Annotated in this window: 11 protein-coding genes and 2 pseudogenes; 4 read left to right on the forward strand and 9 right to left on the reverse strand. The window is 51.2% G+C overall.

Annotated features, from left to right (window positions below):
* The first annotated feature begins 325 nt into the window (after positions 1-325).
* Both F7P81_RS12965 and F7P81_RS12970 read left to right on the forward strand, forming a co-directional pair.
* On the forward strand, positions 326-826 hold the full coding sequence (locus F7P81_RS12965) for a type III secretion system chaperone family protein (protein ID WP_022710142.1): 501 nt from the start codon (positions 326-328) through the stop codon (positions 824-826).
* A gap of 372 nt (positions 827-1,198) precedes the next feature.
* Positions 1,199-1,546 carry a tRNA-binding protein gene (locus tag F7P81_RS12970; RefSeq protein WP_225685009.1) on the forward strand — a complete coding sequence of 116 codons (348 nt, stop codon included), beginning with the start codon at positions 1,199-1,201 and terminating at the stop codon, positions 1,544-1,546.
* A gap of 46 nt (positions 1,547-1,592) precedes the next feature.
* Here F7P81_RS12970 and F7P81_RS12975 read toward each other — a convergent pair whose 3' ends face one another.
* The 3 genes from F7P81_RS12975 to F7P81_RS12985 form a co-directional block, all read right to left on the reverse strand.
* A complete protein-coding gene (locus tag F7P81_RS12975; RefSeq protein ID WP_151160014.1) occupies positions 1,593-2,888 on the reverse strand; it encodes an ATP-binding protein in 1,296 nt (431 codons plus the stop codon).
* Between the two features lie 89 nt (positions 2,889-2,977).
* Positions 2,978-3,685: a response regulator gene (locus tag F7P81_RS12980; RefSeq protein ID WP_022710145.1), complete on the reverse strand. Its 708-nt coding sequence runs from the start codon at positions 3,683-3,685 to the stop codon at positions 2,978-2,980.
* A 139-nt stretch (positions 3,686-3,824) separates the two neighbouring features.
* Positions 3,825-4,346: a MarR family winged helix-turn-helix transcriptional regulator gene (locus F7P81_RS12985; protein ID WP_051138994.1), complete on the reverse strand. Its 522-nt coding sequence runs from the start codon at positions 4,344-4,346 to the stop codon at positions 3,825-3,827.
* Positions 4,347-4,656: 310 nt separating this feature from the next.
* On the opposite strand from F7P81_RS12985, the gene F7P81_RS12990 reads away from it, so the two are divergent.
* Positions 4,657-4,938 carry a hypothetical protein gene (locus F7P81_RS12990; RefSeq protein ID WP_022710147.1) on the forward strand — a complete coding sequence of 94 codons (282 nt, stop codon included), beginning with the start codon at positions 4,657-4,659 and terminating at the stop codon, positions 4,936-4,938.
* Positions 4,939-5,303: 365 nt separating this feature from the next.
* Positions 5,304-5,945 carry an MBL fold metallo-hydrolase gene (locus F7P81_RS12995; RefSeq protein ID WP_151159812.1) on the forward strand — a complete coding sequence of 214 codons (642 nt, stop codon included), beginning with the start codon at positions 5,304-5,306 and terminating at the stop codon, positions 5,943-5,945.
* A 76-nt stretch (positions 5,946-6,021) separates the two neighbouring features.
* On the opposite strand, the gene F7P81_RS13000 is transcribed toward F7P81_RS12995, so the two are convergent.
* The 6 genes and pseudogenes from F7P81_RS13000 to F7P81_RS13020 form a co-directional block, all read right to left on the reverse strand.
* The gene (locus F7P81_RS13000) at positions 6,022-6,513 is read right to left on the reverse strand and encodes a BA14K family protein (RefSeq protein WP_075656380.1); all 492 of its coding nucleotides are present in this window, start codon (positions 6,511-6,513) and stop codon (positions 6,022-6,024) included.
* 530 nt (positions 6,514-7,043) lie between these two features.
* Positions 7,044-7,259 (reverse strand): cold-shock protein, encoded by a 216-nt coding sequence (locus F7P81_RS13005; RefSeq protein WP_022710150.1) that lies wholly within the window; start codon positions 7,257-7,259, stop codon positions 7,044-7,046.
* 626 nt (positions 7,260-7,885) lie between these two features.
* Positions 7,886-8,809 carry a lytic transglycosylase domain-containing protein gene (locus F7P81_RS13010; RefSeq protein WP_246176125.1) on the reverse strand — a complete coding sequence of 308 codons (924 nt, stop codon included), beginning with the start codon at positions 8,807-8,809 and terminating at the stop codon, positions 7,886-7,888.
* 239 nt (positions 8,810-9,048) lie between these two features.
* Positions 9,049-9,240: pseudogene (locus F7P81_RS17285) on the reverse strand (hypothetical protein); the annotation flags it as partial.
* Between the two features lie 45 nt (positions 9,241-9,285).
* Positions 9,286-11,790: pseudogene (gene uvrB / locus F7P81_RS13015) on the reverse strand (excinuclease ABC subunit UvrB); the annotation flags it as partial.
* Between the two features lie 210 nt (positions 11,791-12,000).
* Positions 12,001-12,552: an SH3 domain-containing protein gene (locus F7P81_RS13020; RefSeq protein ID WP_151159814.1), complete on the reverse strand. Its 552-nt coding sequence runs from the start codon at positions 12,550-12,552 to the stop codon at positions 12,001-12,003.
* Between the last annotated feature and the right edge of the window lie 42 nt (positions 12,553-12,594).

Here is a 12,594-nt window from a genome sequence, read left to right on the forward strand (position 1 = left end):
AAAAAGGACTGGTACTCTGACTCAGCATCAATAGACTGAAAACACTGCATGATTCGTAATTGAGTCATGAAGCATGGCAGAAGCGGGGAGCGGCAGGACAATAAGTTCAGCCGCACAGATCCGGTTGATGCGTCAGTGTAACAGTCATGTGTTTGCGCGTGTGTTGGAGGCGGGGTTGCAGCGTTTGGCAACATTTGTCTCGGCCTATTAACCAGTGTGTCTTTTTTGTGGCGATTGCTGCGGGGGATACATTCCGGCTGCGTGTTTATGACAGCCGGAATCCGGGTTTTACTCTTGCGGGTAAGCCCAAAAACAGGGAACGAACATGAACCTTCTTGAGCTCGATATCGCTCGCGATGCACATCCGGTGGATGTCATTGAACAGGTTGCGCATGCCAATGACTGGGCTTTTGACCGTACCGGTGACGATGAGATTGCAGTTTCTGTTGTCGGTAACTGGACAGATTATCACCTTTCATTCTCGTGGATGGAAGAGTTTGAAGCGCTGCATCTGGCCTGCGCCTTTGATGTAAAGGTGAGTGAGCCGCGCGTGAATGAAGTCATGCGTCTGCTCTCTCTGATTAATGAGCAGCTGCTTATGGGGCATTTTGATCTGTGGCGTCAGGAAGGGGCGATTATGTATCGCCAGTCCCTGTTGCTGGCGGGCGGCGCTAAGCCAACCAGTCGTCAGGTCGAAGTATTGCTGGCCAGCGCGCTGGAAGCCTGTGAATGCTATTATCAGGCTTTCCAGTTTGTAGTCTGGTCGGGTGTGCCGGCAAAAGAAGCTTTGCAGGGCGTGCTGTTTGAAACAGTCGGCCGGGCTTAAGGTGATAAAACAAACGCTGCCTGTTTAGAATGGCAGCGGCAGAGCGGTTTACGTCCCGATTGGATCACAGTGCTCGCTCTAGATTCTTTAATTTGCCGCATTATCACGGGCGTCAAGTTTATCCAACTTGACTGTGAAATGCTCTAGAGCGCCGTGTGCCAGACTTGGCACACAAAACTCGCTCTAACACTTTAAAATTAGAGCATAATTTTGTCTTAAACTGATCTAAGTTTAAGGAATTATGCTCCAGAGCATGTCGCGGAAAAGCGGCTACCGGTTTTCCGATAGTGACATGCGTAAAACTTGGAGACAGAGCGGGCGCAGTGGATAAAATTACACGCGACACGCTTTACAAGTATGGGCGGGGGTGTCGTGTCTGAGCAGCAGGAAATCAGTTTTGCGGATTTTGAAAAAGTCGATATCCGCACCGGTACGATTATTGAAGCGGAAGTTTTCGCCAAAGCCCGCAAGCCTGCTTATAAGCTGAAAATTGATTTCGGCGATGTGATCGGTATTAAAAAATCATCCGCACAGATTACTGTTCATTATACGCCGGAAACGCTGGTCGGCCGTCAGGTTCTGGCCGTTGTCAATTTCCCGCCGCGCCAGATCGGTCCGTTTATGTCTGAAGTATTGACGCTCGGATTTGCCGATGAAAATGGCGATATTGTCTTGGCGGCAACAGAGCGGAATGTGCCGAACGGGCAGAAGCTGATCTAGTCTTATACCGCGTTACGCTGTCTTATCTAAACTGCTTGAGAATGCATCAGGCAGGAATACTGACAATGGCACGCAGGCCGCCTTTCGGGCTGCTGTCCAGTGTGATATCGCCGCCGTGATTGCGAGCGATGTCGCGGGCAATCGCTAAGCCCAGACCAGTGCCGCCTGCATCCTGATTGCGGGCTTCATCCAGACGGACAAAGGGTTTGAAAACTTCTTCCCGCTTGTCTTCCGGTATACCAACGCCGTCATCATCGACAACAATGGTCAACCAGTCATTCTCATGGGTTGCCGTTAAATGCACGGATTGCGCATAGCGGAAAGCATTGCCGACGAGATTGCTGACCAGTCGTGTGAACGCATTCGGGCGGACGTGAATATTGCTGTTGCCGTGTATCTCGGCGGAGAAGTCGCGATTGCGCAGCCGCGCTTCTTCTTCCAGTTTTGTGATGAGGATTTGCAGATCCAGAACGCCTTGCTCTTCACTGCCTTCACCGCGTGCAAAAGCCAGATAGCCTTCCAGCATATTCTGCATGTCGGTAATATCCTGATTGAGCGGCACCGTATCAATCTTGCTGCCTGCAATGGCCAGCTGCAATTTAAAGCGCGTGAGAATGGTGCGCAGATCGTGGCTCACGCCGCTGAGCATGGCTGTACGCTGTTCAATCTGCCGTTCAATGCGTTCGCGCATCTGGATGAAGGCAATGCCCGCCTTGCGCACTTCTTCAGCACCATGGGGACGGAAGCCGACAGGCATGGGCTGGCCTTTACCGAAACTTTCCGCCGCTTCTGACAATTGCTGGATCGGTTTGATCTGATTGCGTAGGAAGGCAATCGCAATCGTGAGCAAGACCAGAGCCGTACCGATCATCCATGTAAGGAAGATCAGCGTATTGGATGCATAGGCCTGACTGCGCTTGGCAAAAACACGTAAGACTTTGTCATCCAGCTGAATACGGATTTCTACCAAGTCAGAATCCCCGACCGTATCAATCCAGAACGGGCGATTGATCTGGCGGGTGATTTCCTCATTGAGAAAATAATCAAGAATAGAGAAAAACGGTTTCGGCCCCGGCGGCGGCAGCGGCGAGGACGGCAGAACAGATACGTTGAGATCCAGCCGCTGTTGCGCAATGCGGATAATATTCGCGTAATCGGGTTCCTGCGGATAGGTTTCCAGAATATCAATAATAGCAGAAATATCGCGCACGACCGCAGTGGACAGACGCTCTGTCACCATCTGCCAGTGCCGTTCCATAAAAACGAAGGCAATAACCGACTGCAACAGCACCATCGGAGCGATGATGATGATGAGCGAGCGCGCATAAAGCCGCTTGGGCATACGCAATGCCAGCCAGTCGGAAAACCTTTTCCAGAGCAACTGCTATTCTCTCCTGTCCGTCAGGATTATGTTATTGGCGACGAGCGCTTTTATTGCTCAATGCTCAGCTTGTAGCCGATACCGCGCACTGTTTGCAGCCAGATCGGATTTGCAGGATCGACTTCAATCTTGCGGCGCAGACGGTTGATCTGCACATCGATTGTTCTTTCTCCGACTTCCCCGTCCTGACCTGTCAGTTCATGGCGCGGCACTGTCTCACCGGCGCGTTCAGCGAAGATCGTCATAATATCCTGTTCACGATCCGTCAGTTTGATAACTTCACCGCCCTGTTTGAGTTCCTTGCGCGGAATAGAAAAAGTGTAAGGACCGAAAACAATCTGCTCAATAATATGCTGTGTCGGCTGCGCACCGCGGCGCAGAATATTATTGATGCGCAGTGTCAGTTCACGCGGATCAAACGGCTTGGAGAGATAATCATCGGCGCCGGCTTCGAGGCCGCTGATACGGCTGTCAGTTTCTGAAAGCGCGGTAAGCATCAGAATGGGCACATTCTTTTGTTCACGCAGGGAGCGGGTCAGCTCCACACCGCTTTCGCCCGGCATCATGACATCGAGAATAATGAGATCGAAATCAATGCCTTCGAGCTTGCGGCGGGCTTCCTGCGCATTGGCTGCCATTGTGACACGGTAACCGGTGGTGCTCAGATATTGCGAGAGCAGGCTGCGGATACGGGTATCATCATCAACCACCAGCAGGTGCGGGGCATCGTCGGACAGAATTGTGTCTTCGCTGGTCATTGGTTTACCCTTTCAGTACAGAGCTTTTCCTGCCTCAGGCGAGGCGTGTATTCAGCTTGTTATCTCGGCTTCTGCAGTCTGTTTATCTGTGTGCACGGCCTTCGGATATACACACTATGTGAATGAAGGCTGTTTATATTTACCGGCTGAGCGGCAGGCTGTCGATCTGATCGCGCTGGTCGCTGTTGACCATGGCTTTCAGGAAATTCTGGATAATTTGTTTTTCCGTAACATTGCTTTCAGCCAGAGCCGCGGCAATGCGGTTTGACTGTGGTTGTGTCAGCGAAAGAATAAGCTCGCGGCCGGAAACAGTCGGATATAATTCCCGCTGGCGGCGGTCTGTTTCACCGGTTAGCTGGATAATATGGCCGTTATCGACCAGTTGTTTCAGAACGCGGGCAAGGCTCTGCTTGGTGATTTTCAAAACATCCAGCAGTTCCGCAACACTCATGCCGGGCTTGCGGTTGACGAAATATAACACACGGTGATGCGCGCGGCCGAAGCCCATGGTTTCAAGCTGCTTATCGGGATCAGCTGTAAAATCGCGATAGGAAAAGAACAGAAGTTCAATGATGCCCAGATCGTTGACCTCATCTTCTGAGAGGGCGGCACGAATAGTAGTATCATTGTGATTGAAACGCACGTCCGGTCTCCGGTTCATTCATATTTCAGCCTGCTAGTTCTATCAGCCTGTTTGCTATGCGGATAGATTATCTGCATCTTACTTTCCATTATCTGCTTTAGAAACAACCATGGCAATATTTTGCGGCGCAACATGCTGCATTTTCACACTATCTGCCGTTTAAATCTGATTCTGTGTGAAACTGTATGATTGCGGGCAGCGCCGAGGGATGAAACATGCTGAATTTATCAGGTAATAATTATAAGAATTGACAGTCTCCTTTTTCTTGTCATCATCAAGATGTCAAGGCGTTCTACTTTGATGTTTAACATTAATTGGGGTGACAATTATGGATGCCATTATTCCTATTCTTGTACAGTTAGTCGCCGGTGCTGTCGGCGGCAATCTGGCCGGCGCAGTTAAGAATCTCAGCCTTGGAACAACAGGCAATACAGTTGCCGGTGGTATCGGCGGTCTGATCCTCGGTCAGCTTCTGCCAATGCTGGCCGGTGGCGGTGTCGATTCTGCATTGAGCGGTATTGTCGGACAGCTGATCGGCGGCGGTGCCGGTGGTGCCGTTCTGACAGCCGTGATCGGTCTGATTAAAAACAGCATGGCTAATAAAGCCTGACCGTAAAAACTCAGGATTAATTACTTTATGACCGGCAGGGTATGATATCATGCCGGTCTTATGAATATGTTTTTTCTTCAGGCGGTGCGCGATGCGCTGCTTTTTTGATTTATCCGGCCTATATAAAGGACAGCTACGGCTGTCCTTTTTGTTTGCACCAGAGTGTGCCGCGCTTAATTATACGCATGGCACTTACTCTGGATCCTTCTGTGGCGCATGTTCGCGGGAGCTCAGATGAAACCATCTGAGCCAGACATGTGCGAATTTTAAAGTGTTAGAGCGTCCTTTGTGTGCCAGATCTGGCACATGGCGCTCTAGGCAAAACGAAAACCGGTCAGAGCACGCAAACTATAATCGGGTGATAAATGAGCAAGCTTCAGGCAATCATAGTGGCAGTCACGCCTTTTCGGCAGAATTGCACAATCCTGTTCGATAAGGACAGTAAAAAAGGCGTTGTTGTTGATCCGGGCGGTGATGTTGATGTGCTGAAAGAAGTGATCGAGAACAATCAGCTGAAGATCGAAGAGATCTGGATCACCCACGGTCATGTCGATCATATCGGTGCTGCTGCTGATCTGCGTGATGCATTGCAGGTGCCGATCATCGGCTCTCAGGAAGAGGATGCGTTTCTCTACGACAATGTGGAAGCCTCGGCGACCAAATTCGGTCTGGGAGAGGGCTTCCGCAATTTTCAGCCGGATCGCTGGCTGAAAGAAGGTGATGTTTTACAGGTTGCCGGTGAGAATTTTGAAGTCCTGCATTGTCCGGGACACTCACCTGGGCATGTGGTTTTCATCAATAAAGCCATGCATTTTGCAATTGTCGGTGATGTCTTGTTCAACGGATCCGTGGGCCGTACGGATTTGCCGGGCGGAGATCATGATACATTGATCCGCTCCATCAAGGAGAAGTTGCTGCCGCTTGGTGATGAATTCAGCTTTATCTGCGGTCATGGTGCAGGCAGCCGCTTTGGCGATGAGCGCAGAGGCAATCCGTTTCTGGTGTGAATGAGTTGCCACGGGCACCCAAAACTCTCATAAAAAAACCGCCGGAGTGACCGGCGGTTTTTTCATCTGAACGGGATCAGTTTGCGACGCAGAAGTGATCCTGACCATCATAGCCACGGAATGTACCGGACTGGGCATTAAAGGAGCGGTATTTCTGGGAGCACCAGTTATACCATTCGCGTGTCCATGGCTGGTAAGAGCCACGATAGTCGCGGCCATAATTTCCGCGTGCCGGCTGGGCAGGGTAGAAAGTCTGCGGTGGCGGTGCATTGTAAATCGGTTCACGATAAACAGGCTGCGGTTGCGGCTGCGACATGGCACCGGCGATAATCGCACCGGCTGCAAGGCCAAGCACGCCTGCGGCTATGGCATTGTTGCGATCACGGCGGCGGTCGCGGCGATCCCAGTCTCTGTCACGATTGCGCCAGCCATTATCATGATTCCAGCCACCATTGTTCCAGCCCCCGTGGCGGCGTCCCCAGTCATCAGCGGATGCAACTGAAAGATTGCCGGCTATCGTGGCAATGGAGAGGCCTGCGATCAGAGCGGTCTTGGTCAACTTATTCATCATAATCTGTGCCTCCTTACGAAGCTATACGCATTCGATAATGCCGGTTTTGGTCTTCTCTCAGCAGCAACTTTATGTGCTGTGATAAGATGATGACCAATCATTAGAGCAGGGCATATGAATGCTTGCTGAACAGAAAATAGGGGGAATGTTCAGCTTTTTAAATATCTCCGTATGTCACGATTAATGACAAGCAGCGTGGATTTGAAAACATGGCTTCATGCGCTTTGAGAGCGTGGGGACACATTGCTTAAACGGAAGCGGGCTTCAGCTGTAAGACATTCATGAAAACAAAGGGATAGGAGACTCTCTAATGAAAGGATCAATCCCGTAATGCTCTGCGTGCTGGTTTGAGCCGTCTTTTTTGGTTTTCAGACTGTATCAGAAAGTGAACAGCGAGCGCTCACAGGAGCCGCTCTGCAGATAATAAAAAACCCCGGCGTAACCGGGGTTTCTGGATAAAGCACTGCTTGCAATCTGACTTCTGTGAGAATGTCACGCAGAAATCATATATAGGCAGTTGGTGCTTTTTACTCGGTAATGCTGATGTCTACAGCTTTAGGGCCTTTGCCGCGACGATCCGGTTCAGTTTCGAAAGAAACTTTCTGATTGTCAGCGAGGTTTGTGAGGCCGGAAGCCTGAACAGCAGAGATATGTACGAAAATATCTGGTCCGCCATTATCCGGTTTGATAAAGCCAAAGCCTTTTTCACCATTAAAGAATTTGACTACGCCGGTTTGTGCCATGGGATACGTTCCTTTTCCTTGGCGCCGTCTTGGCCTTTCAGCCGCAACGGAATTTTTCGAACCGCTATGCGCACCACACGCCCAGCGGTAGGGGTATGCAGGCAGTTATCGAAATCAGGAAAGGAGCCGATCATTGTCAGTTGCCTGACCCGGAGCTTATAGCGGTTCCGGCGCGCCGTTCTTCCAGTCTTCCATTGTTCGCCAAATGCCCGAACATTTGAAGACTGATCTATAGAGAGGTATTTGGCAAGCAAATTTTTGTTATGACGCTGTTTTTTCTTTGCCAAGATGGGCTATAATAAAAAATAAATAGTCATAAATACAAAGATACTTCACTAAAAAGAAATTCAAGATGACTTAAGTTTTATTTAGTTTTGAAAATTGTTGTATAATAACTGAATTATGTAGTTCTTTATGGTTGGAAGAAGTCGGATCACTTAAAAAATCGCATATTTTGAGAAAAAAATACACGAAAAGGCTGCTTTCGATTTTAAAGAGCGTTGTTTTCACTGCTGAAATTGAACAATTGCTGGCATTCCGGTTGTGTATTCGGGTTGTCGCTTATTCCGGAAAGTGATGCAGCCCCGTGTATTTCACTTTCATTGTCGCCAAAGGCTCTGAAAGTTTCAGCGGTTTCTGCGAATGATGCACGAGCCACCACTGATTCTGATGGTCTGGCAGAGATTATCCGCTGTCTGACGGCTGTTCGCACCGAGGCGGGCGACATAGATTCCTCTTCTGCCGATCGGGCTGCGCACACGCGATATATAGATTTCCCGACCGGCGAACAGTTTCGGATTCTGTTTGCGCAAACGGTTCCATTGCGCGCTGACAACACTTTGACGGAAATTCCCTGCCACCTGAACCGCCCATGGAAACGGATTAAGCTGTGCCATAGAGATTGAGCGGGATTTGATGACGGGCAGGAGCTGGCAGGCTTGCTGAAAGGGCAGTTTATCATCCAGCGGCGTGTCAGTCAGCTCTTGTCCGGTACTGAAATGATCCACGCTTTTGCCGGTAATGGAGAGAACATAATTTTCTGTCTCCAGCGGCAGAAAACCGCCATTCTTCATCCAGTTGGACAGGCGTGTCGGCCCTGCATTATAGGCGGCTGCTGCCAGCCCCCAATTGCCGAAACTGCCATGCAGATCTTTCAAAAACGATGCCGAGGCGGGCAGAGCCAGTTCAATATTAAAAGCATCGGTCAGGCCGCGTTCTTTGGCTGTGTAAGGCATGAATTGCGCAATACCCTGCGCACCGACAGGGCTGACAGCCAGATGGTCAAAGCGGCTTTCTTTCCAGATCAAGCGGGCAAAGAAATTCGGTGGGATGCCATGTTTTTCAGCCGATCCAGCGATCAGGCGGCAGATTTGCGCAACATCCGGCGCAGGTTTCGCAGCGGCGTCAGACTTCTCGCTCTGTTTTTTCTTCGTTACGGGAGGAGCGGATTCGGTTGGTTTTTCCTGCTGCTCCTGTGCAAAGGCAACAGGCAGACCAGAGACCGGAACAGACAGCATGAGTGCAGTAAATAATCCGGCCGGAAGGCGCATAGGCTGATCCTGTCAGAATATGTCGCAAAAGTCCTGCGCGGGTTTTGAGACATATGTTAATGCCAGAGCATAATTTCTTAAACTTGAATGAGTTTAAAGTGAAATTATACTGCAAATATAAAGTGTTAGAGCGATTTTTGTGCGCCAGAATGGGTGCGCGACGCTCTAAAAAATGGAAAACGCACATCGCTTTCATGCGTTTTCCGTCTTGTGCTGTCAATACAGGCAAGAAGCAGACGCTATTTGCCGGGACGTCCGGTCTTGCCGGAGCGGCGGGTTTTACGCTTTACATCCACCGGATCTTCATAGGAGCCTGCACCGGCACGATGCCGTCTGACCGGAGCCGGATCGTCGTCGCTCTGCGGGCCGAGCGGTTTCGCCATATCTGTTCCGGGTCCCATATTGTCGAGCGACGGTTTTTTAAACAGTGATGGCGACGGTGATGTTCTGCCACCTCTGGACGGTCGTTCAAGGGACAGCTCCGCTTCACGCGCCAGCGGATCATCGGCAATAGCCAGCTCTTTTTCTCGCAGACGTTTGATTTCGTCACGCAGTCTTGCAGCCGTTTCAAAGTCGAGATCGGCCGCGGCGTCACGCATCTTCTTCTCAAGATGTTCAAGATGCGCGCCGAGATTATTGCCGACCATGCCGCCTTGTTCGGCAAAGCCGCTGATATCCGCGCGCACATGATCCCGCTCATAAACGGAATTGAGAATATCCGAGATATTCTTGCGCACCGATGCCGGTGTAATGCCGTGTTCGGTATTATAGGCGACCTGCTTCTCACGGCGGCGGCTGGTTTCCTCCATCGCGCGTTGCATAGAGCCGGTGATCGTATCCGCATAAAGAATAACGCGGCCATCGACATTTCGCGCTGCACGGCCGATTGTCTGCACCAGTGAGGTTTCCGAACGCAGGAAACCTTCTTTATCCGCATCGAGAATAGCGACAAAGCCGCATTCAGGAATGTCCAGACCTTCGCGCAGCAAGTTGATCCCGATCAGCACATCAAATGCACCAAGGCGCAGGTCGCGGATAATCTCGATACGCTCCAGCGTATCAATATCCGAGTGCATATAGCGGACGCGTACGCCCTGTTCATGCAGATATTCTGTCAGGTCCTCGGCCATACGCTTGGTCAGCACTGTGACCAGAGAGCGGTAGCCGTTCTTTGCTGTTTCACGAATTTCTCCCAGCACATCATCGACCTGCGAGCGGGCTGGGCGCACTTCAACCGGTGGATCAATCAGGCCGGTCGGGCGGATCAGCTGTTCAGCAAATACACCGCCGGATTGCTCCATTTCCCACTTGCCCGGCGTTGCCGATACCGCAATGGTTTGCGGGCGCATGGCATCCCATTCTTCAAAGCGCAGCGGGCGGTTGTCCATGCAGGATGGCAGGCGGAATCCGTATTCCGCGAGCGTTGCTTTACGACGGAAGTCGCCGCGATACATGCCGCCGATCTGCGGAACGGTAACGTGGCTTTCATCAATGAAAACCAGAGCATTATCAGGAATATATTCAAACAAAGTCGGCGGCGGCTCACCCGGTTGGCGGCCGGTGAGATAACGCGAATAGTTTTCAATACCGGCGCAGGAGCCGGTTGCCTCAAGCATTTCCAGATCAAAGGTTGTGCGCTGTTCAAGGCGCTGGGCTTCGAGCAGGCGTCCGGCATTGTTCAGCTCTACAAGGCGGTGCTTCAGCTCTTCCTTGATGGATTTGATCGCCTGATTAAGGGTCGGACGCGGCGTTACATAGTGCGAATTCGCATAGATTTTTACGGATTTGAGATCGCCGGTTTTCTGACCGGTCAGCGGGTCGAATTCGGTGATGGTTTCAATCTCGTCACCAAAGAGCGAGATACGCCATGCACGGTCTTCCAAGTGAGCAGGGAAGAGTTCAATCGTATCGCCGCGCACACGGAAGGAACCGCGCACGAAATTGATATCCTGCCGCTTATATTGTTGTGCAACGAGATCGGCGAGCAACTGGCGCTGATCGAGACGGTCGCCGATGGTCATTTTAAAGGTCATCGCCGTATAGGTTTCGACGGAACCGATACCGTAAATACAGGAGACCGAGGCGACGATAATCACATCATCGCGTTCCAGCAGTGAGCGGGTTGCGGAGTGGCGCATCCGGTCGATTTCTTCATTGATCGAGGATTCTTTCTCAATGAAGGTATCGGAGCGCGGCACATAGGCTTCCGGCTGATAATAGTCATAATAGGAAACGAAATATTCGACCGCATTATTCGGGAAAAAGCTTTTGAACTCGCCGTATAGCTGAGCGGCCAGTGTTTTATTCGGTGCGAGGATCAGAGCAGGGCGCTGTGTGCGCTCAATAATATTGGCAACGGTAAAGGTTTTACCCGAACCGGTCACACCGAGCAGTACCTGTGTCTGATCGCTGTTTTCAATACCTTCTACCAGATCGGCAATGGCTGTCGGCTGGTCACCTGAAGGAGTATATTCGGTTTCCATTTTAATCTGGATGCCGCCCTCGGATTTGGCAGGGCGCTCCGGCCGGTGCGGTGTCCAGAGTTTACCGTTTTTGAACAGCGGATTGCCGGATTCAATCAAAGCAGACAGAGCTTCCACGGTTGCGGTGGCACCGCTGGAAGGCATATTGGCTGCATCTTCCATGGTGATATCCATGCCGGAGACAGGATTAAGACCTGCCGCGACGCGTTCTTTCAGCGTGGCTGCCTTGGCGCGAGATGAAGGTGCTTTTTTCGCTTCTGTCTTTTTTGCTGCCGTTTTTTTAGCGACTGGTGCGGAAGGCATGGCTTCCGGCTGTTCAGCCATTTCACTGATCATCCGCGACCAGTCTCCGACCGAAGAGGAGAGCGGAATGCCTGAAAATTCTGCCTGAGGCGCTTCGCCGAAACCTGAGCTATGAGGTGTTTCACCGAAACCAGCGTCCTGTTGCTGCTTGTTCAAATCAGCAGGGGGCTGTGATGACTTATCTTTTTTGGACATGTCAGAACTCTCTCGGCAAGCAGAAGCGAAGGGCAGATGATGGATACAGCCAGTCTGTAGCCCGATCAGAATAAAGCGGGTCGTCAGACATTAGCGAATATAGGCATATAAGTATAGAACGAAAAGGGTACGTTTTCATTCTGGCTGATAATTATCAGAAATAAAAAAACGCCGCAGAAAATCTCTGCGGCGTTTTTAGAGGCTCAGTGATTACTGGCCGTGCGGACCGTCACCGCCGCGACGCGGACGGTTCCAGTGCGGGCGTCCAGGACGGTTGCCGTTTTCCCAGCCCGGGCGACCGGGACGGTATCCATCCCAGCCCGGACGATAATTCGGCCGGTAATGCGGTCTGTAATATGGGCGGTGCGGGCGATAATATGGACGATCCCAGCGGTCATACCTGTCATTGTTGATGGCCGAGCCGATAACCACACCGGCAATCAGCGGAATGCCGATGGCGGCAGCTGTGTTGCCGAAATTATTATTACTGTAGTTACCGGATGATCCTTCGCGCACTGCGAGATAACGTGAAGATGCCCAGCCCGAGCGCCCTGCGTAATTGACCCGACACCAGCCATAGCCGCTGGTGCAGCCGTTCACATCAACGCGTGCACCGTTCGGAATAGAGCCGAGCGTACGATAATTCGTGCCGGGGCCGGTACGCAGATTAAGATTGGTTGTTACAATCGCATTCGCAGCCTGTGCGGCTGTGGCGGAGAATAAAGCAAGGGCAATAATTGCCGATTTGATACCAAGTTTCATTTTTCGGTCTCCCCGTGATGAATTGTCTGTTTTTGCAGCAGA

Origin of the sequence: Pseudochrobactrum saccharolyticum, from assembly GCF_008801715.1 — a bacterium.
Lineage (GTDB): Bacteria > Pseudomonadota > Alphaproteobacteria > Rhizobiales > Rhizobiaceae > Pseudochrobactrum > Pseudochrobactrum saccharolyticum.

Coding starts and splice junctions, on each gene's coding strand:
- F7P81_RS12965 (WP_022710142.1), top strand. CDS start 326: ATGAACCTTCTTGAGCTCGATATCGCTCGCGATGCACATCCGGTGGAT.
- F7P81_RS12975 (WP_151160014.1), bottom strand. CDS start 2,888: ATGCCCAAGCGGCTTTATGCGCGCTCGCTCATCATCATCATCGCTCCG.
- F7P81_RS12980 (WP_022710145.1), bottom strand. CDS start 3,685: ATGACCAGCGAAGACACAATTCTGTCCGACGATGCCCCGCACCTGCTG.
- F7P81_RS12985 (WP_051138994.1), bottom strand. CDS start 4,346: ATGAACCGGAGACCGGACGTGCGTTTCAATCACAATGATACTACTATT.
- F7P81_RS12990 (WP_022710147.1), top strand. CDS start 4,657: ATGGATGCCATTATTCCTATTCTTGTACAGTTAGTCGCCGGTGCTGTC.
- F7P81_RS12995 (WP_151159812.1), top strand. CDS start 5,304: ATGAGCAAGCTTCAGGCAATCATAGTGGCAGTCACGCCTTTTCGGCAG.
- F7P81_RS13000 (WP_075656380.1), bottom strand. CDS start 6,513: ATGAATAAGTTGACCAAGACCGCTCTGATCGCAGGCCTCTCCATTGCC.
- F7P81_RS13005 (WP_022710150.1), bottom strand. CDS start 7,259: ATGGCACAAACCGGCGTAGTCAAATTCTTTAATGGTGAAAAAGGCTTT.
- F7P81_RS13010 (WP_246176125.1), bottom strand. CDS start 8,809: ATGCGCCTTCCGGCCGGATTATTTACTGCACTCATGCTGTCTGTTCCG.
- F7P81_RS13020 (WP_151159814.1), bottom strand. CDS start 12,552: ATGAAACTTGGTATCAAATCGGCAATTATTGCCCTTGCTTTATTCTCC.